The organism is Bacillus bruguierae, assembly GCF_037104725.1.
Classification (GTDB): domain Bacteria; phylum Bacillota; class Bacilli; order Bacillales; family Bacillaceae_G; genus Bacillus_A; species Bacillus_A bruguierae.
In genome coordinates this window covers 1-19,395 of record NZ_JBAWSX010000003.1, presented here as the reverse complement: position 1 = coordinate 19,395, position 19,395 = coordinate 1, and the positions used below count along the sequence as shown (strand labels likewise).

Genomic DNA, 19,395 nt, shown 5'->3' with positions numbered 1-19,395 from the left:
TCACTTCCTATCGTATTAATTCACCATGTCTTGTTTTGTAAATACTGCAAAAGCAATAATGAGTGATACAGCTGCCCATATCGTGAGATTCATTAACGAAAAACTCATCGACAATCCTTGCAGCGCTGGTAACTGTCCTGATAAATAATCCGTTAACGATAAATTGACACTAAAAATATATTTTGCACCTTCCCAGGACGTTGCAAAATTATTTAAGATACCTCCAGCAATTAACGCTGCCAGCATAATTCCCATACCAGCTGGTGTATTGCGAATCAGTACTGAAACCATAAATGAGATTGTGCCAACAACAATTGCTACAAACCAAGCAAGTCCGTAAGCCATAACAATGTATTGCCACTGCGGAATAAGATGAACAAAACTTGTGTTTAACGTATCTTTCTCCGTAATAAACCCTGTCAGCACCGGCAAATTCCACCCAGCATAACCAAATACAATGCCTGATAACACATAGGAAAGAACAGAGGCAAGCAACAAAATAAATGAAATAAACAGCACCATCGTCACATATTTACTTAAAAGAATTTTCCAGCGCCGAATCGGCCGAGTAAGAAGCATTTTCATCGTGCCATCGCTCCGCTCTCCCGATACAATATCAATGGCTACAATCATGATAAGGAGCGGGATAAATAACGTAATTCCTTGTTCAATAAACATACGTACAAATGTCGGGGCTCCTGGCGCACTTGGATTAATATTGTGATCTAAATAATATTGTTGCTGCTGCACTCTTACCTTTAACCACGCTTTCCATTCTTCGGGAAGACGCGAATTATTTAAACGGTTTTGTGAATCAACGATTTGCTGCTGTAAGGATACCTTCCAATCACTCGTACCAAGACGCTTTACAGTCGTCTGTACTTCTCGGTACTGTGCATAAACAAAAATCGGAATTAAAATCGCCAAAATGAGCATGACTACTACAATACGTTTCTTTCGATATATTTTCTCCGCCTCATTATAGACGAGGTTCGCAAATTCACTCATGTTGCTCCCCCTTTGTCAGTTCCATAAACAGATCTTCCAATGTAAATACAACTTGTTTTACACTATGAACGTCTACAGCGTGCTCAACTAACTGCTTATTATAAAAACTTACACATTCTTGACTCATACGGCATAATAGTCGTCCTTCTTCCACGACAAGTTCTGTCACTTCACCCGACTCTTCAAGCAACGCTTTCGCTTTATCAAGCGGCGTCACAATCCACTCCACGCGGTCGCTTGCTTGTTTCACTAACTCTTCAACTCTTGCTACCGTAATTACTTTTCCTTTATTAATAATCGCCACGCGGTCACAAATCATTTGTACTTCACTTAATAAATGGCTAGAAATAAATACGCTCATGTTTTCTTCCTTCACAAGTGTATGCACAAATTCACGAAGTTCTCGAATACCAGCCGGATCAAGACCATTTGTCGGCTCATCTAATATAAGGAGTTTCGGACTGCCAAGAAGAGCTTGTGCAATCCCAAGACGTTGCTTCATCCCAAGTGAATATGTTTTCACTTTATCGTGAATGCGTTCATCAAGATGTACCATTTTGACAATTTCCATAATCCGCTCATCGGAAATTCCCCCTAACATACGGGCAAATTGCTTTAAATTTTCAAATCCCGTTAAGTATGTATACAATTCAGGGTTTTCAACAATGCTTCCAATTTGCCGCATCGCACCGCGAAAATTTTCTTTTATGTCATAACCACCAATTGAAATACTTCCCTCTGTTGCTGTAATGAGACCAACAAGCATCCGAATCGTCGTTGTCTTCCCTGCTCCATTTGGTCCTAAAAATCCAAATACTTCTCCTTGCTGTATATCAAATGATACATCTTCAACGAGCGTTTTTTTCTTAATAACCTTCTTTAAATTCCGGACAGATAGGACCATCGTCATTTTTTCTCACCTCCAGCTAGTTCTAACTGACTAACAACGTTTTGTAATAAACGATCTGCTATCAATGTATAGCCAGTTTCATTCGGGTGGAAGTGATCAGAATATAATAAATCCTTACCGCGATTTTGGAACATATCAAACGTTGGAACAACGTATACATTTGCATAACTAAGCGCAAGCTTTTCTAATGATCCGTTCCAATCGACAACAATTGGAGACGAGCCTTTTAACTCTTCTACATCTTCAAATGGATTATACAAGCCAATCCAAAAAATCGGACTGTTTGGATTTAAACTCCTCAGTTGTTCCAAAATTTTCTTTGCATTAGCTTGAAATGTTGCGGTATCAGGACGATATGTCGTTAAATCTAAGTTTCCAAGTGATTCCCATCCTGGAAATAAATCATTTCCGCCAATTGTCAAAACAAGCACATCCGCTTGCTTAATCGCATACCCGGCACCGCTGCTTTCCATTTGTTTTAATAAATCTGGCATTTTCGCACCGCTCACCGCCAAGTTTGTGAGCGCTACCTTTTGTTTGTATTTTGTTTGCAGTTCATTCTTCATCCGTCCAATATATCCAATACCTTCTTTATCTCCAACACCACGTGTTAACGAATCACCTAAGCTAACAACTTGCAATGTTTCCTTTTGTTGTTTCCCTTTAGCTTCTTTTTGCACGGCAGGAGTTAGCTTAGAAGTTTTCGGATTTAAAACATCACTCACACTAGTAATAAATCCGTATGCAAATAAACAAAAAGACGCTAGTGCAACGAATAAAATAACTTTCACAAATTTCGGTCTCACGCTATCCCCCCTTATAGATTGACCATATTATACCAAACAGAAATTTGAAAAGCGATTTTCCTCCTCTTATAAAAAAGCACAATCATTTTAATTAAGATTGTGCTTTTCGTTTATGTTGTCAGTCTTTCCGTTAACTTCGCAAATAACTCAATTCGTTTTACTTCTGCTTCTCTATTCATAATTTGGTCGTGCAAAATTGTAAATGCACCTGCACCAACTTCCACACTTGAATGAGCAATGGTTGTAATATCTAATATTTCTGCAACCTGCTGATCATCGCACCCAATAATTGTGAGATCCTCTGGGATGGAAAGACCGCTTTTTTGAGCAGCTGTTACAATCCCAGCTGCAATATGATTACAAGAAACAAGAAGAGCTGTTGGACGCTCTTTCATACGAAGTAATGATTGAACAATCCGATCCCCATCTTCTACTGTAAAACAGTCTACAAATTGCCACTCTTCTTGCGGCGTAACGTAAATAGATGATAAGGCATCTGCGTAAGCTCTTTTTCGATTTTGGCTATTAAAACTATCACTTCGTCCAATGCAGTAACCGATTTGTGTATGTCCCTTTTCTATTAAATACTCCATTCCTAAAGCAAACGTTTTGTAGTGATCAATATGAATACTAGAAATTGTATTGGATATCGTATCTTCACACGTCACAACCGGGCCAAATGTTGCGTACTTTTCAATCTCCTCACAAGCATTTATTTTCGAACATATAATAACCCCGTCCAATTTTTTCATCTTTAACATATTCAAAACTTCTATCTCTTTATCAGCGTTATAACCCGTTTGACAGAGCATCATATTGTAATTATGCTTTGCAGCCTCTCTTGAAATACCTTCTATAATGGCGCTGTAATACTGATTATTGACGAACGGGAGAAGCACACCAATCGCATTGGTTCTTCCACGTACTAAATGAATCGCATTTGAATTTTGCGTGTAATTTAACTTTTCAATAATGGCTAATATCTCTTTTCGTTTCTGTTCATTTACATAAGGATGATTATTTAAAACGCGAGAAACAGTAGAAATCGAAACCCCTGCCATTTCTGCAATTTTTTTTATATTTGACATCATAACACCTCCTTCTCCCATATTACCGCATACAAAAAAATTTAGAAATGCCCCTTGACCTGGTAAGCTTTCCACATTATATCCTGTGCTAGCAGACGAAATAAGAAAGGATTGGCGTTGCATTATGAATCTTAAATTAGAGCATACCTTTTTCATAGGTGGATTACTCTTACTTTCTCTCGGAATCAATATGATGACAACCATTACTTCATTTGGCCTTAGCCCATATGATTCCCTTTTCATTGCTTTATATCAAAACTTTGGTTTAAGCATCGGCTCTTGGATGTTTATTATTAATTTGATTTTTACTCTTATCGTACTTTGTATGAATCGAAAGCGTATTACAATTGGGACAATCGTGACGATGGTGCTAATCTCTGTCTTTGTTGATATGATTGGCTCAGTTACAGTTATAATGGATGGCATTCGAGCTCTTCCAAAGTATATAACACTCATATGCGGAAATGTATCTGTCGGCGCAGGTATTGGTATCTATGTTTCATCACAGCTTGGGACTGCACCGCAAGAAGCATTTGTATTAACAATCTCGGAAAAAACAAAATGGTCCTTTCAAAAAACTGAAATTTCTCTAGCTTGTTTATTTCTAACTGCTAGTTTCATGCTAAATGGTCCTATTTATTTCGGCACCATTATTCTCTCTTTTACAACTGGCTGGCTCATTCAAACATTTATTCAAGTTGGTACAAAAGCATTACAAAGCTGTCGTACGCAAGAAGCCCATTGAAAGTTATATACTTTCAATGGGCTTTTGTTGTTCATATATAATATGAATCCCTTCGTTCACAACTTGAAGCTTTTCTACTACGCAATGGCTGAAAATCGATTGCAGCCATATCTTTACTTCTTCAGCACTTCCTTTTTTCACATAACAAAGCACAGTTGGCCCAGCGCCGCTTAAAGAAACACCATATAAATTTTGATGTTCTAATTCTTGAAGCTTTTGCAGTTCTGGTACGAGCTCTTTACGGTATGGTTCATGAAACATATCCTGTTTCATCATTTCACCCGCAAGCACCCAGTCCTCTTTACATAAAGCCGCTACAAGTACATTAGCAACACCGCTGCCGCGAATGCCGTCCATATACTGTAACGTACTCGGAAGCACGTCCCTCGAATGAACTGTTTTTAGTTCATATGAAGGAATAACCGCTACAAGTTCTATATCATAAATAGGTTGTGACAAAAATGAAATATCTTTTCCATCATATGTTCCTATCATAAGTCCGCCATATAACGCTGCTCCAACATTATCGATATGCCCTTCCATTTCCGTTGCAATCAATAGCTTTTCTCTTCTAGATAAATGTAATCCGCAAAGCTGATTCGCAAGTTCAATCCCCGCAATAATTGCCGAAGCACTACTTCCAAGTCCGCGCGCTAATGGAATATCACTGTCTAGATGAAGATGACAATAAGGAAGCTCCTTATCGTAACGAGCAGCTGCCTGGCGCGCTGTGTGAATGAGCAAATTCTTCTCATCTTTTGGAATCCCTTGAAGAATCGTTGTTTTTGCCGTACACTCCCAGCTAGAATGTGAACATACATCTACCGTTAAATATTTACTTACCGCAAGACCAATTGAATCAAAGCCTGGCCCAAGATTTGCCGTACTAGCTGGCACACGAATTGTAAACATAGGAGCCGCCTTCATCGAAGGACAGCTCCTTGAATATGCTCAAACACAATCTTTTCATCATTTGGCAACACAAGTGGCTGAATTTTTTTCGTATCAATTGCAATGTTAGGGTCCTTTAAACCATTTCCTGTTAAAACAGCAACAATACTACTTCCTGTTGTTATTTCTCCTGTTTGTACTTGCTTGTAAATTCCAGCAAGCGATGCACAAGAAGCAGGTTCCGCAAAAATTCCTTCATACTTAGCAAGCCATTCATATGCCTGAAGAATTTCTGCATCTGTTACCTCATCAATTTTCCCATTTGAGTCATGTGCAGCAGCGACGGCTTTATCCCAGCTTGCCGGATTCCCAATACGTATTGCAGTAGCAACTGTCTCCGGCGCCTCAATTTTATATCCACGCACAATCGCCGCCGATCCTTCCGCTTCGAAACCACGCATTTCTGGTAATCCTGTTCCATGCTTATCGTTATATTCTATAAAACCTTTCCAGTACGCTGTAATATTCCCCGCATTTCCAACTGGAATGGCTAAAATATCAGGCGCCTTTCCAAGTGCATCACAAACTTCAAATGCTGCTGTTTTTTGTCCTTCAATGCGATATGGATTTACTGAATTCACTAGGGTAATCGGCGCTGCATCGCTAAGCTTTCGTACCATCTGTAAAGCATGATCAAAGTTCCCATCAATACTAATAATTTCAGCCCCGTACATGACTGCCTGCGCTAACTTGCCGTAAGCGATTTTTCCATTTGGAATCAGAACAATGCAAGATAAACCTGCGCGCGCTGCATAAGCAGCTGCCGACGCAGATGTATTTCCTGTTGAAGCGCAAATAACCGTTTTGCTGCCAGCTTCTTTTGCTTTTGCTACAGCCATAACCATCCCGCGATCTTTAAAAGAACCCGTCGGGTTTGCACCTTCTACTTTCGCGTAAACAGAAACACCCCATTTTTCTGAAAGGTTCTCTAATAAAATCAGTGGTGTATTTCCTTCTGATAGTGAAAGCGACGGTGTTTGCTCAGTAATCGGTAAGTACTCTTTATAAGCAGCAAGTAATCCGTTCCACATTAGCGAGCATCTCCTTCAATACGGTAGTTTGCTTTCACACAATCTACTTCTTCATACGTCTCTAGTGTTTCTAGAATGTACGTATAATCTGCAAGGGATGCACGGTGTGTAACAATAACAATCTCAGCTGCTCCTTTCTTTTGTAATGGCATTTGAATAATCTTTTCAAAGCTTACGCCGCGTTCAGAGAATAGCGATGTAATTTTCGCAAACACCCCTACTTCATCCTTTACATGCAGGCGTAGAAACTTCTTCACGTAAATTTCGTCTTCTGCTTTTAATACTTTCTCATATTGCGGAGTTACTGCACTATTTCCTGTTACACCAAGGCGTACATTTTTCATAACCGCTACTAAATCAGATACAACAGCTGTTGCTGTTGGCAAACTTCCCGCACCTGGTCCGTAAAACATTGTTTCTCCTACCGCTTCACCATATACATATACTGCATTATATTCGTTTTGAACAGCTGCAAGCGGGTGTGTATTTGGTAACAATGTTGGTTCTACCGTTACCTCTAATTTTTCACCATCACGCTTAGCTACACCAATTAACTTAATTGTATAGCCTAGACTCTTACTATACGTAATGTCCTCCTCCGTAATAGATGTAATTCCTTTTACATTCACATCATGAAGTTCTACATTCGTAGAAAATCCAAGTGTCGCTAAGATTGTCATCTTTCGTGCCGCATCTAAACCTTCAACATCCGATGTTGGATCTGCTTCTGCAAATCCAAGCTGCTGCGCTTCATTTAACACGTCGTCATACGCTCTCCCTTCGTCAGACATTTTTGTCAAAATAAAATTTGTTGTTCCGTTCACAATGCCCATCATTTTTGTAATCCGATCAGAAGAAAGGCCCTCCACAATGCTTCGTAGAATTGGAATACCACCGGCTACACTTGCTTCATAAAACAAATCTGCTTGATTTTCTTTTGCTACAGTAAGAAGTTCTGCACCGTGAAGTGCCATTAAATCTTTATTTGCTGTGACAATGTGCTTACCGTTTTGCAGCGATTGTAAAATATATGCTTTTGCATCTTCTATACCGCCCATCACTTCAATCACAACATCAACATCTGGATTATTTATAATTTCATTGGGATTTTTCGTTAATAATGTAGGGGTTACTTGGACCTCTCGTTCTTTTTCTAAATTTTGTACCAATACTTTTGCCACTTTGACAGGACAACCGATTTGGTGCGCTAAACGATCTTGATGATCTTCAATAATGCGCACCACGCCGCTTCCTACAGTTCCAAGACCTAATAGGCCGACTTGAATTTCGTTCATAGTACTGTCCACCCCTCTAAAAATTGTATTTAGGTGCCATTATATAAGTTAAAATTACAAAAAACAATATATTTAGAACATTCTGAATAATAAAGATCGTTCTTTACAAAGAAAACGTTACCAAGTGTTATGCACACCTTCCTTTACAAAATATACGGGGTTTCCTGATACACATAGTAATTCAACCAATTTGAGAATAGTAAATTTCCATGGCTACGCCACTTTACTACTGGTTTTTCTAGAGGATCGTCATGTTTAAAATAGTTTTTGGGAATAGGAATATCCAGTCCTCTTTGCTGATCACGCTCGTATTCTTGCTTTAATGTCTCACAGCTGTATTCACTATGACCAAGAACAAAAATATGCTTTCCATCTTTATTCATAACGATATGCACACCGGCTTCTTCAGATGTCGCTAACAAATCAAGCTCCTCTACTTTTTGAATATCAGATGCACGGACTTCTGTATAACGAGAATGCGGTGCAAAAAAGCTTTCATCAAAACCGCGTAATAATTTCACATGCTCCTGCTGCACTTCATGCTCAAATACCCCAAACATCTTTTGCTCTAGCAAATATTTCGGAACGCCGTAGTGATAATACAATCCAGCTTGTGCCCCCCAGCAAATATGAAGCGTTGATGTAACATGTGTCTTCGAATAAGCCATAATTTTCTTCAGTTCTTCCCAATAATCTACCTCTTCGAAAGTAAGTGTTTCAACCGGAGCACCCGTAATGATGAGCCCGTCAAATTTTTCTCCTTCAATATCATGAAATGTCTTATAAAAGCTTGTTAAATGCTCCTGAGTTACATTTCTTGATGTATGGGACCCCATATGAAGTAAATGGACATCGAGTTGAAGCGGTGTATTTCCAATTAAACGAAGCAAATGCGTTTCTGTTTCTTGTTTTGTTGGCATTAAATTTAAAATAGCAATCTTCAAGGCACGAATATCTTGCGTTTCTGCTCGCTCTTTCGTCATCACAAAAATATTTTCATTTTGTAATACTTTACGAGCTGGTAAATCTTTATCAATGATGATCGGCATACTGTTTTCCTCCAGAAAGTGCTGCTTTTAAATCAGCAATAATATCCGCCGCATCTTCAATACCAACCGATAATCGAATTAAATCAGGCGTTACACCTGCTAAACGCTGCTGCTCTTCTGTAAGCTGACGATGCGTTGTGCTTGCAGGGTGAATGACACAAGTTCTTACATCTGCAACATGCGTCACCAATGTGGCAAGCTTCACATCTTTAATAAACTGTTTAGCAGATTCAAGACCTCCTTTTACTCCAAATGTCAAAACACCACTCGCACCTTTCGGTAAATATTTTTGCGCCAATGCATAATTTTCATTATTTTGAAGTCCAGGATAATTGACCCAATCAACGCGCTCATGCTGCGATAACCACTGTGCAACAGCTAATGCATTTTGACTATGTCGCTCCATACGAAGATGCAACGTTTCTAAGCCAATATTGCTCATGTACGCATTGAATGGGCTCATACAATTTCCATAGTCTCTTAATAACTGTACACGAGCTTTCACAATGTATGCTGCTTGCCCGAACTTTTTCACATAGTTCACACCATGATAGCTCGGATCTGGTTCAACAAATTCAGGAAATTTACTCCAATCGAAATTTCCCCCATCAATGACAATGCCGCCAAGTGAGCTTGCATGACCATCAATATATTTCGTTGTAGAATGAACAACAATGTTTGCACCATGTTCAAATGCATGACATAAATACGGTGTCGCTAACGTATTATCCACAATAAACGGTATTCCAAGCTCTTTTGCCGCATCAGAAAACTCTTTAAAATTCAGTACATTCATCGCAGGATTTCCAAGCGATTCCGCATACACAAGCTTTGTTTTCTCATTTGCGAGGGCAACAATTTTATCAGCAGATAGGTTTGGATTAAAGAACGTAACCTCAATCCCAAGCTTCTTAAGACTAACTGCAAATAAATTAAATGTACCGCCATATACTGTTGATGAGCAGAGCAAATGATCGCCGCTGTTACAAATATTTAATACCGCTAGCATAATCGCAGCTTGCCCTGATGCGGTTGCAACCGCACCAACACCGCCCTCTAACTCTGTCAACTTCTGCTCAAATGCCGCAAGTGTCGGGTTGCCAATACGCGTATAAATATATCCTTCTGCCTCCAAATTAAAGAGAGCTGCTAAATCATCAGAAGTGTCATATTTATACGTTGTACTTTGATAAAGCGGCAAAACACGCGGTTCACCATTTTTCGGCGTATAGCCACCTTGCACGCAAATCGTTCCTTTTCCCCATGATTCTCCCATTTCCCAAACTCCTTTCTTTTATATAAAATAAAAAACTGCTTCTTTCCTAAATAAGAAAGAAGCAGCTTAGATAAACGCTCGCCATGTAGCCTTTCTTATCTTTCAGGAAATACCTGCAGGATTTGGCACAATTCCGATTTACGGCTGTTGCCAAGGTTTCATAGGGCCCGTTCCCTCCACCTATTCTTGATAAGACTTATGCAATTACCGATGATTTTATAGAAACTATTTCCTCATGTCAATATATTTTTCTGAATATTTCCAAAGTATTTCATTAACTGTTTTATTCCCTCTACCGCTGAACTTTACCAAATAAAGAATATTCTGTAAAATTAAAAGTATGAATGATAACTCATTCATAAACCAATAGGAGGCGATAGATACATGAAAGTCGGAGAAATTTTAACTTTTGAAAAATCATTTACGAGAGAGGATGTAGAGCTATTTAGTAAAATTTCTGGTGATGCTGGTGAACATCATGTTGTTCCAGATGAACATGGACGCGTAATGGTACAAGGATTACTCGTTGCAACATTACCTACAAAAATTGGCGGCGATTTAAATTTTATTGCAAGAGATGTGGAGCTTACTTTCTTACGCCCAGTCTTTACCGGAGATACTGTTCGATGTGAAGTCACACTTATTCATCATGAAAAACAAGCAGATCGAATAATTGCTGTTTCAAAGGCAGAATGCTTTAATCAAAATGGTAAAAAAGTATTGGAAGGATCCTTCCAAGGAATTATTCGTCAATAATTTGAACTACCCCCACTTATCGGCCAATGCCTCTTGAAGTGGGGGATTTTTCATTCCTTACTGATAAAAAAACGCCCAATCAGGCTTTTGACTTCCCCACCTATCTTCTTTAGAAAAGTAGAATCGGCTCGTCCAGAATGTGAGGGGGATGGAGCTTCTGACGTAGATGTGTATTTTACCTCGTAGGAAGAAGCGAAGCCACCGAACATTCTAGCCACTGGAACTAGACAATGCCTTCTCTCTGAATCTTGAGGTGGGGGTCTTACTGCCCACAAATAGCGGGATAAATTTGAAAAAATACAGGAAATGTTCTATTTAAAGACCAAAAATACATTTAAAAAACCTTACTTACTATGTAAAATGAAAGAGTTATATTTAATTCATTAAGGTAACCTTGAAAATGCTATTTTTCACAACGCTACTTATACAAATGTTGCCACATCACTTATTATAAAGTGATATTTTTTCTTTATGGGGATTAAAAACTTAACTTAATAACTATGTTGCTGCACATTTTTCATATGAATTTCAAATAAAATTCATATAAATCCTTTAATATTAAACACTATAGGTAATTCTCTATCTTTTATATAAATTACTCTTCAGTAAGTCTTTTTACAAAAATGTAAAAAAGAGCTGTCATAACATATATAAGCATAATTATTCTCGTATCAGAATCTCTAAATTTTTCATAACAAGAATGTAACATAAAGGAGGCATAAAAATGACTATTAGAAGAGGCATGCATTCTTTACTTATCATGTACGGTATGTTTCTAGGTTCTATAGTTGGTGCTACAGTCTGGTTATTTTTAGTTACCACAAATGCTGGAATTCACTTTATTTGGGGATATTTACCCAAAGAATTTTCATTACCACCTTATTATACAATTTGTGTAACAATGATTGGCGGTGTTCTTGTCGGACTGTCACAAAAATACTTCGGTACATACCCGCGTTTAATGCCAGAAGTAATGGGCGAATATAAAAAAACAGGTAGAATTGAGTATAGTTTTGTACATAAATCTACGTTAACAGCTATTATTGTTTTAATATTTGGTGCAAGCTTAGGACCGGAAGCAGCACTTGTTGGAATTATCGGTGGACTTTGTACGTGGGTTGGAGATCGTTTTCATTTCGCTTTAAAAGGAATGAAGGGATTAACTGAAATTGGAATTGGTGCTACTTTAAGTGTTATTTTTAATGCGCCATTATTCGGTTATTTAGCTCCGAGTGAAAATGAGAATAAACCAATTGACGAAATTTCCAAAGGAAAAAAAACTATTGTATATCTCGCTACTACTTTTGCTGGTTTTTCTGTTTATTTATTACTTAGTAAGTTTGATAATCGAGGATCTTTTATTGTTGATTTTGGGAAAGGGTCTTTTTCACTTCAGGAATGGATTGCCTTTTTACCTCTGATTTGTATAGGAGCTGGTGTAGGCTATTTTTATTTCAAGATAGAATATATATTTGAAAAAATCGTTCATCCTTTTCAAGAATATAAAGTCACATTGGGAATTATAGGTGGCATTCTTTTAGGGATTGCCGGAACTTTACTACCCTACACAATGTTTTCAGGAGAACATCAATTAAAAGACTTAGTCCATGAATGGACAGCATTATCATTTTGGATGCTGCTTCTTTCAGGAGTTTTAAAATTATGTGTAACGGCAGTCTGTTTAAGTACAGGTTGGCGTGGTGGACATATTTTTCCGATTATATTCGCTGGTGCAAGTATTGGATATGCTGTGGCTACTGTCATACCGTTAGACCCAGTTGCTTCTGTAGCTATTGTGACAACAGCCATTTCAAGCTATGCAGTACGAAAACCAATCGCTATTACATTATTATTACTTATGTTCTTCCCAATTAATTTATTGTTACCAATGATTGGAGCTGCAATGATTGGTAATCTTTTTCCACTTCCTAATCATAATGGGAATAAACAAGAGGAGATGGAACAAAAATAAAGTAAGAAAATAAACAAGCAGTACTACCGCTATAAAAGCGTTGGTACTGCTTGTTTTGTTAATTAAAACATATTTAACTACTTTCTTTTTTCGCTTTGTACTTCCTCATAACATTGATATAATAATTAAAAATGTAGTTTTCATTCTATCACCCGAGGGGGCTTTCACAATGTCATTAAATAAAGCACTTACAATTGCTGGATCGGATACGAGCGGCGGCGCTGGTATGCAAGCAGACTTAAAAACATTCCAAGAGCTTGGTGTATACGGTATGACAGCTCTTACAACAATCGTAACAATGGACCCGCATAACGGTTGGGCACATAACGTGTTCCCAATTCCTGCGTCTACATTAAAACCACAATTAGAAACAACAATTGAAGGCGTTGGCGTTGATGCATTAAAAACAGGTATGCTTGGCTCTGTTGAAATTATTGAACTTGTTGCTGAAACAATTGAGAAACATAATCTACAAAACGTAGTAGTAGACCCAGTTATGGTATGCAAGGGCGCAGATGAAGCACTTCATCCAGAAACAAATGACTGCTTACGTGACAAACTCGTTCCAAAAGCTTTAATTGTAACACCAAACTTATTTGAAGCGTATCAACTGAGTGGCGTCAAAATTAGCTCACTTGAAGATATGAAGCAAGCTGCTGAAAAAATCCATGCTTTAGGGACAAAATATGTACTTATTAAAGGCGGTAGCAAGCTAGGAACAGAAAAAGCAATTGATTTATTATACGATGGAGAAACATTTGATATTTTAGAATCTGAAAAAATTGAAACAACATATACGCATGGCGCAGGTTGTACATATGCTGCTGCAATTACAGCAGAGCTAGCTAAAGGAAAATCTGTAAAAGAAGCAGTTCAAGTAGCAAAAGAATTTATTACAGCTGCTATTCTTCATTCTTTCAAATTAAATGAATATGTAGGGCCAACACATCACGGTGCATATCGTAAATTTGGCGCTGGAAAAGAACTTGTATAAAAAATAAAGTCGCCATACGTGGTGACTTTATTTTTTATGAATGACTCTTTTAATAAAATATCGTTTAAGAGTTGACCCCCAACAAAAATAAAGGAAAGAATAATAGTTGTATGAATAAATAGTTCGTCTCTCTATATAAGTTAAAAAAACGACCTAAAAACCCCTTTCTTTTTAGGGGAGGACGAGAGCATCTGGTCGTGCATAGAAGCGGTCAGGGCCTTTTCCTGCCACATGCGAGGCTTAAAACAAAAGGAGGAAGCAGGGTACAGGTTATATTGTATTCTGCATAATAACGACTTATATGTCGAAAAATTAAAATGGATTTATATAGTATAAACATATACCTGGCCTTTCTACAACTTATGTTTCACGTGAAACTTTCAAATAAAAAAAGAGCGAAATCTCGCCCTTTTTCACTATAACCTCGCTAGCAACATCTTGAAACTTTACCACCCTTTGCATTAAATCTTGCCTCTTGTGCTTCAGAAAAAAATTGTTTTCGAGATAATACTTTCTCATTTGGATGGTATTGTTTCATATGCGCAACATACTTTTCATAACTTGGTACACCAACAAGCAAACTAATAAATTGTTTTCGATATCTCCACATGTTACTGATTGTTTTAAGCATAATGCTGCGCCTCGCTTTCATCACGCGGAACATACGCTGCTTCTTTTAAAGGCGTTGCTTTATTATTCAATACTTGTATCCATATTCTAATAGACGATATTAGTACCGCGATCACAACAAGCATAAAAATTCCACAAAGTGCCGCATCAATATAATCATTAAGAATAATTTGTTTCATCTGTGCTACGTTTTTCGCTGGTGCTAACAGTTTCCCTTTATCTAGTGTACTTTGGAATACTTTTGCATGAGAGAGGAATCCAATTTTCGGATTTTCATGAAATAACTTTTGGTAGCCCGCTGTCATTGTAACAATCAGTAACCATGTTGTCGGCACGAGTGTCACCCAAACGTATGCCTTTTTCCCCATTTTAAACAAAACAGTCGTTCCCAGTAATAATGCAATCCCAGCTAACATTTGATTTGCGATTCCAAAGAGCGGCCATAACGTATTAATACCGCCAAGTGGGTCAATTACCCCTTGATATAAGAAATATCCCCATCCTAGTACACAAAGTGTTGTTGCAACAATATTAGAAAACATTGAATCTGTTTTTGCAAATGGTTTATAAACGTGCCCTAAAATATCTTGAATCATAAACCGACCAACACGCGTTCCTGCATCAATCGTTGTTAAGATAAAGAGCGCTTCAAATAAAATTGCAAAGTGATACCAAAATGCCATTAATGCTTTTCCGCCAATTACTTGAGAAAAAATTTGAGCCATCCCAATTGCGAACGATGGTGCCCCGCCTGTACGAGATAATATCGTTTGTTCTCCGACGTTTACAGCCAGTTCCTTCAACTCATTTGGCGTCACAGTAAAACCCCAAGAACTAATTACTTGTGCTGCCTGTGTTACATCTGTTCCAATGATTGCCGGTGGACTATTAATTGCAAAGTATGTACCTGGTGTTAGTACACAAGCTGCAATCATTGCCATTGCTGCGACGAATGATTCCATAAGCATAGCACCGTAACCAATCGGCTGTGCATGTCCTTCTCGCTCTATCATTTTTGGAGTTGTACCAGAAGAAACAAGCGCATGGAAACCAGATACAGCTCCGCAAGCGATTGTAATAAATAAAAATGGGAATAAATTCCCTGCAAATACCGGACCCGTTCCATCAATAAATTTTGAAACTGCCGGCATTTGTAAATTTGGCGCAACAATTATGATGCCGATCGCTAATCCAACAATTGTTCCAATCTTTAAAAACGTACTTAAATAATCACGCGGTGCAAGTAATAACCAAACAGGCAATGCAGAAGCGATAAATCCATAAATGACTAGCATAATAGCAATTGTTTCACCTTTAAATGTAAACATAGTCGCAAGCGCTGGATTTTCCGCTACATATTGACCTGCTACAATCGATAAAAGAAGTAAAATAATACCGATAACTGAACCTTCTCCAACATGACCTGGGCGAATGTAACGCATATATACACCCATTAAAATAGCAATTGGAATGGTTGCTGCAATTGTAAACATTCCCCATGGACTTCCTACAAGCGCTTTTACCACAACAAGAGCTAATACCGCTAATAAAATAATCATAATGCCTAAAATCCCGATCATTGCAATAAAACCTGTTACAGGACCAATCTCTTCCTTAATCATTTCACCAAGTGACTTTCCGTTGCGGCGCATAGATGCGAACAAAATCACAAAATCTTGGACAGCTCCAGCTAAAACAACTCCAACAATAATCCAAAGTGTTCCTGGTAAATACCCCATCTGTGCAGCCAAAATGGGACCAACTAATGGACCAGCTCCAGCAATTGCAGCAAAATGGTGTCCAAATAAAACCCATTTATTTGTTGGAACATAATCTTTCCCATCATTCAAAAGTTCTGCTGGTGTTTTTCGATTGTCATCCAATTCAAAGACTTTCCTTGCAATAAATTTACTATAAAACCGATACGCAATAGCATATACAGAAACAGCAGCAACAAGTAGCCAAACCGCATTAATGGTTTCACCGCGAGATAACGCTAACACAGCAAATCCCACTGCCCCTAAAGCCGTAATCACACCCCAAAGTAAAATAGACTTCCATGCTTTCAAACATAATCCCCTCCTATTGTTATGTCCTAGAGGGAATTGTACTAAATTTTCAGAATAATTAAAAATAATATTCCTTATGATGAATATTTCCTAATTTAACATGACCAAATTCTTCCACGACCTGCTACAATTCAATTTTATTTCGAAGCCGTTTTACATAATTTCGGCTGACAGGAATTGGTTGATTATCATACCTTTCCAAATATAGATTATACGTCCCGTTATAATAAGGCTTTAATTCTTTCACATAAATAACATTAATAAGATAACTTTTATGCACACGTAAAAAATCATATGCCGCTAACTTACCTTCTAATTCTTGTAATGTATATGTGGAAATATATTGATTACCATTTGTATAAATAGAAACTGTTTTATTTTCTTTATTCTTGCTTATGTATACAATATCATCTGGAAGAATATATGAAATTCCTTCATGACTCTCGATAGGAAGCTTTTGCAATCGATTCTTCACTTGTTTTATTCTTTCTTGCTCAATACTATGCAGTAAAAATTGCAAGTCTTCCTGTTCAAATGGTTGCAACAAATAATAGAAAGCATGGAAACGAAATGATACAATCGCATCTTTTATATTATTTCCTGTGAATATAAATTTTGTGCTTAACGTTAATTGGCGCAGCAATCCTGCAACTTCAAATCCTGTTCCGTCTGGCAAATGTGTATCTAAAAAAATAAAATCTGGCGTATGCCTTTTCGCTAGTTGCAATGATTCCATTCCCGATTTCGCTTCAAAGCATTCCAAATTGTTTACATGTTCTGTGAAAAAATCTATTAATTGACCTCTGTTTTCTTCTCTTTCATTTACAATTAAAATTTTCATGTCTGCCCAACCACCTAATCCTTTTGTCCATACGCCTTGTTGTATACATTCGCTTTTTTAGAAATAATCCCTTTTTACAGGCCATTTTTCTATCAAATATACCATATCTTTGTCAGAAAACAATGAAAAGGAAGCTATACACAGCTTCCTTTTCATTATACTAATTCTCGTTGTTTTGTTTCCTGCCCAAGCACAAGTACAGCAAGAACACCTATTACAATGGCCATACAAAAGATTGTAAAAATATAAGAGAGCGAAGCATGTGTAGCTACAAGATAACCAATTAATAATGGCCCTAAAATACCACCAATGCGCCCAAATGCTGCTGCCATCCCAGCTCCTGTACCACGAATAACAGTTGGATACTGCTCCGGTGTATATGCATACAATGCTCCCCAAGCTCCTAAATTAAAGAATGAAAGCAACATTCCTGCAATCATTAGGGTGATCACTGAATCTGCCGCTCCAAAGAAATATGCGCTACATGCCGTTCCAAGTAAGTATGTGATTAACACAAACTTACGGCCAAGACGTTCAATAAACCAAGCGGCCGTAAAATAACCTGGAAGCTGTGCAAATGTCATAATCAATACATATTGAAAGCTTTTAATTAAACTAAATCCTTTTAGCACTAATACACTTGGAAGCCAAAGAAACATTCCATAATATGAAAATACAACACAAAACCATAAAATCCAAAGCATAATGGTCGCTCGTCTGTACTCCCCTGACCAAACGGCCTTTATGTTTGCAAATACAGATTGTTTTTGTTTTACTTTTTGAAATTGCGGTGAATCAGGTAAACTCCATCGTAAATATAGTGCATAAAAAGCTGGAAGTGCACTTAAAACCATCGCTGTTTGCCAACCATATGTTGGAATAATAAAATATGAAATGAGAGCAGCAATTAACCAACCACCAGCCCAAAAGCTTTCTAACAAGACAACGATTTTCCCACGTTCATGCGCTGCAACACTTTCAGATACAAGTGTGGATGCAACAGGAAGCTCTCCTCCAAGCCCCATTCCAATACAAAAACGAAGTATAAGAAATACGGTTAATGTTGTTGATAAAGCCGTTAACCCACTTCCAACGGAAAATAATAATAATGTAATAATAAAAACAGATTTGCGTCCGATTTTATCTGCTAATATCCCAAATACGAGCGCCCCGACTGCCATTCCGATGGAGTTAATACTACCAATCCATCCCATCTGCTGTGCACTAAGCTGCCACTCTTTTTGCAAAGCAGCAATAATAAATGAAAGAATCCCAACATCCATTGCATCAAATAGCCAACCTAGCCCAGCAATTCCGAGAAGCTTTCGATTCGAGATTTCTTTAAATTTCCCCACTATAGGCCCTCCTCAATACAGATGTCTTTACATCACATTTTACATATGTATACCGTATAAGTAAAACAATTTATACGTAAGAATAATCATTACTCATATGACTCTTATCATTTCCACAAAAAAACACCTCATACATAGGCGTTCTTCAATGAATAGACGAATTCTCCCTGTAAAAAGGTGACTCTACAAATAGCTGTGTGAACTACCCACCACTTAACGACCTTACGGTCTGTTTGAAGTGGGGGCTTCAAAAGTCAAAAGACTTTCTCTTTTATTGCTAATTCATCCACAAGCCTAGCGGCTCATGTCCAAAGCCTTGAATTCGCGGCGTCCCTACCGCTAATAAAATCGATACAAACTACGCGATTATACTTTGTTCGTACAGAATACGAATGCCATAATATTTTAGATTACGACCCGCATTGTAATCTCTATCGATTTTCGTGCCACAATTATCGCACGTATAGATTCTTTCAGATAATTTTAACTTCCCTTTTTTGTGATTACACTCACTGCATAATTTACTCGATGCAAAATACTTATCCGCAACGATGTAATATTTTCCTTTTTTCTTAGATTTGTACTGTAACATCGTTCGAAACATACCAAATCCATTATC

Annotated in this window: 18 protein-coding genes, 1 pseudogene and 1 riboswitch; of the genes and pseudogenes, 4 read left to right on the top strand and 15 right to left on the bottom strand. The window is 37.8% G+C overall.

Annotated features, from left to right (window positions below):
* Positions 1–15 precede the first annotated feature (15 nt).
* The 4 genes from WAZ07_RS06760 to WAZ07_RS06745 all read right to left on the bottom strand — a co-directional run bounded on the left by WAZ07_RS06760 (position 16) and on the right by WAZ07_RS06745 (position 3,812).
* A complete protein-coding gene (locus tag WAZ07_RS06760; RefSeq protein WP_336471838.1) occupies positions 16–1,008 on the bottom strand; it encodes an ABC transporter permease in 993 nt (330 codons plus the stop codon).
* The gene (locus tag WAZ07_RS06755; RefSeq protein ID WP_336471837.1) at positions 1,001–1,918 is read right to left on the bottom strand and encodes an ABC transporter ATP-binding protein; all 918 of its coding nucleotides are present in this window, start codon (positions 1,916–1,918) and stop codon (positions 1,001–1,003) included. The genes WAZ07_RS06760 and WAZ07_RS06755 overlap by 8 nt, the downstream gene beginning before the upstream one ends.
* Positions 1,915–2,724 (bottom strand): SGNH/GDSL hydrolase family protein, encoded by an 810-nt coding sequence (locus tag WAZ07_RS06750; protein WP_336471836.1) that lies wholly within the window; start codon positions 2,722–2,724, stop codon positions 1,915–1,917. The genes WAZ07_RS06755 and WAZ07_RS06750 overlap by 4 nt, the downstream gene beginning before the upstream one ends.
* 110 nt (positions 2,725–2,834) lie before the next feature.
* Positions 2,835–3,812 carry a LacI family DNA-binding transcriptional regulator gene (locus WAZ07_RS06745; RefSeq protein WP_336472099.1) on the bottom strand — a complete coding sequence of 326 codons (978 nt, stop codon included), beginning with the start codon at positions 3,810–3,812 and terminating at the stop codon, positions 2,835–2,837.
* A gap of 121 nt (positions 3,813–3,933) precedes the next feature.
* Here WAZ07_RS06745 and WAZ07_RS06740 point away from each other — a divergent pair, with 121 nt between their 5' ends.
* The gene (locus tag WAZ07_RS06740) at positions 3,934–4,557 is read left to right on the top strand and encodes a YczE/YyaS/YitT family protein (RefSeq protein ID WP_336472098.1); all 624 of its coding nucleotides are present in this window, start codon (positions 3,934–3,936) and stop codon (positions 4,555–4,557) included.
* Positions 4,558–4,560: 3 nt separating this feature from the next.
* On the opposite strand, the gene thrB is transcribed toward WAZ07_RS06740, so the two are convergent.
* The 5 genes from thrB to WAZ07_RS06715 all read right to left on the bottom strand — a co-directional run bounded on the left by thrB (position 4,561) and on the right by WAZ07_RS06715 (position 10,159).
* The gene (gene thrB, locus WAZ07_RS06735) at positions 4,561–5,484 is read right to left on the bottom strand and encodes a homoserine kinase (RefSeq protein ID WP_336471835.1); all 924 of its coding nucleotides are present in this window, start codon (positions 5,482–5,484) and stop codon (positions 4,561–4,563) included.
* Positions 5,481–6,539, bottom strand: coding sequence for a threonine synthase (gene thrC, locus WAZ07_RS06730; protein WP_336471834.1), 1,059 nt, complete (start codon positions 6,537–6,539; stop codon positions 5,481–5,483). The genes thrB and thrC overlap by 4 nt, the downstream gene beginning before the upstream one ends.
* Positions 6,539–7,834, bottom strand: a complete 1,296-nt coding sequence (locus WAZ07_RS06725) for a homoserine dehydrogenase (RefSeq protein ID WP_090916215.1) — start codon at positions 7,832–7,834, stop codon at positions 6,539–6,541. Before WAZ07_RS06725 ends, thrC begins: the two co-directional genes overlap by 1 nt.
* A gap of 143 nt (positions 7,835–7,977) precedes the next feature.
* Positions 7,978–8,883, bottom strand: a complete 906-nt coding sequence (metA, locus tag WAZ07_RS06720) for a homoserine O-acetyltransferase MetA (protein WP_336471833.1) — start codon at positions 8,881–8,883, stop codon at positions 7,978–7,980.
* On the bottom strand, positions 8,867–10,159 hold the full coding sequence (locus WAZ07_RS06715) for a bifunctional O-acetylhomoserine aminocarboxypropyltransferase/cysteine synthase (RefSeq protein WP_336471832.1): 1,293 nt from the start codon (positions 10,157–10,159) through the stop codon (positions 8,867–8,869). The genes metA and WAZ07_RS06715 overlap by 17 nt, the downstream gene beginning before the upstream one ends.
* Before the next feature lie 92 nt (positions 10,160–10,251).
* A riboswitch (SAM riboswitch) is annotated at positions 10,252–10,355 on the bottom strand.
* Between the two features lie 188 nt (positions 10,356–10,543).
* On the opposite strand from WAZ07_RS06715, the gene WAZ07_RS06710 reads away from it, so the two are divergent.
* From WAZ07_RS06710 to pdxK, 3 genes are all read left to right on the top strand, one after another.
* Positions 10,544–10,915: a hotdog family protein gene (locus WAZ07_RS06710; RefSeq protein ID WP_090916221.1), complete on the top strand. Its 372-nt coding sequence runs from the start codon at positions 10,544–10,546 to the stop codon at positions 10,913–10,915.
* Between the two features lie 724 nt (positions 10,916–11,639).
* Positions 11,640–12,887: a chloride channel protein gene (locus WAZ07_RS06705; RefSeq protein ID WP_336471831.1), complete on the top strand. Its 1,248-nt coding sequence runs from the start codon at positions 11,640–11,642 to the stop codon at positions 12,885–12,887.
* Between the two features lie 169 nt (positions 12,888–13,056).
* Positions 13,057–13,881: a pyridoxine/pyridoxal/pyridoxamine kinase gene (gene pdxK, locus WAZ07_RS06700; RefSeq protein WP_090916226.1), complete on the top strand. Its 825-nt coding sequence runs from the start codon at positions 13,057–13,059 to the stop codon at positions 13,879–13,881.
* 38 nt (positions 13,882–13,919) lie between these two features.
* On the opposite strand, the pseudogene WAZ07_RS06695 reads toward pdxK, so the two are convergent.
* The 6 genes and pseudogenes from WAZ07_RS06695 to WAZ07_RS06670 all read right to left on the bottom strand — a co-directional run.
* Positions 13,920–13,997: pseudogene (locus tag WAZ07_RS06695) on the bottom strand (LytS/YhcK type 5TM receptor domain-containing protein); the annotation flags it as partial.
* A 311-nt stretch (positions 13,998–14,308) separates the two neighbouring features.
* Positions 14,309–14,512, bottom strand: coding sequence for a YbdD/YjiX family protein (locus WAZ07_RS06690; protein ID WP_090916228.1), 204 nt, complete (start codon positions 14,510–14,512; stop codon positions 14,309–14,311).
* Positions 14,505–16,580 (bottom strand): carbon starvation CstA family protein, encoded by a 2,076-nt coding sequence (locus tag WAZ07_RS06685; RefSeq protein ID WP_336471830.1) that lies wholly within the window; start codon positions 16,578–16,580, stop codon positions 14,505–14,507. The genes WAZ07_RS06690 and WAZ07_RS06685 overlap by 8 nt, the downstream gene beginning before the upstream one ends.
* Before the next feature lie 124 nt (positions 16,581–16,704).
* The gene (locus WAZ07_RS06680) at positions 16,705–17,421 is read right to left on the bottom strand and encodes a LytR/AlgR family response regulator transcription factor (RefSeq protein ID WP_336471829.1); all 717 of its coding nucleotides are present in this window, start codon (positions 17,419–17,421) and stop codon (positions 16,705–16,707) included.
* Between the two features lie 155 nt (positions 17,422–17,576).
* Positions 17,577–18,776, bottom strand: a complete 1,200-nt coding sequence (locus tag WAZ07_RS06675; protein WP_090916233.1) for an MFS transporter — start codon at positions 18,774–18,776, stop codon at positions 17,577–17,579.
* 358 nt (positions 18,777–19,134) lie between these two features.
* The coding region (locus tag WAZ07_RS06670; protein ID WP_336471828.1) for a zinc ribbon domain-containing protein at positions 19,135–19,395 on the bottom strand (261 nt) is incomplete at its 5' end.

Bases quoted from the DNA above. Each gene is read 5' to 3' on its own strand.
- WAZ07_RS06760 (WP_336471838.1), bottom strand. From the start codon at position 1,008: ATGAGTGAATTTGCGAACCTCGTCTATAATGAGGCGGAGAAAATATAT.
- WAZ07_RS06755 (WP_336471837.1), bottom strand. From the start codon at position 1,918: ATGACGATGGTCCTATCTGTCCGGAATTTAAAGAAGGTTATTAAGAAA.
- WAZ07_RS06745 (WP_336472099.1), bottom strand. From the start codon at position 3,812: ATGTCAAATATAAAAAAAATTGCAGAAATGGCAGGGGTTTCGATTTCT.
- thrB (WP_336471835.1), bottom strand. From the start codon at position 5,484: ATGAAGGCGGCTCCTATGTTTACAATTCGTGTGCCAGCTAGTACGGCA.
- thrC (WP_336471834.1), bottom strand. From the start codon at position 6,539: ATGTGGAACGGATTACTTGCTGCTTATAAAGAGTACTTACCGATTACT.
- WAZ07_RS06725 (WP_090916215.1), bottom strand. From the start codon at position 7,834: ATGAACGAAATTCAAGTCGGCCTATTAGGTCTTGGAACTGTAGGAAGC.
- metA (WP_336471833.1), bottom strand. From the start codon at position 8,883: ATGCCGATCATCATTGATAAAGATTTACCAGCTCGTAAAGTATTACAA.
- WAZ07_RS06715 (WP_336471832.1), bottom strand. From the start codon at position 10,159: ATGGGAGAATCATGGGGAAAAGGAACGATTTGCGTGCAAGGTGGCTAT.
- WAZ07_RS06710 (WP_090916221.1), top strand. From the start codon at position 10,544: ATGAAAGTCGGAGAAATTTTAACTTTTGAAAAATCATTTACGAGAGAG.
- WAZ07_RS06705 (WP_336471831.1), top strand. From the start codon at position 11,640: ATGACTATTAGAAGAGGCATGCATTCTTTACTTATCATGTACGGTATG.
- pdxK (WP_090916226.1), top strand. From the start codon at position 13,057: ATGTCATTAAATAAAGCACTTACAATTGCTGGATCGGATACGAGCGGC.
- WAZ07_RS06690 (WP_090916228.1), bottom strand. From the start codon at position 14,512: ATGCTTAAAACAATCAGTAACATGTGGAGATATCGAAAACAATTTATT.
- WAZ07_RS06680 (WP_336471829.1), bottom strand. From the start codon at position 17,421: ATGAAAATTTTAATTGTAAATGAAAGAGAAGAAAACAGAGGTCAATTA.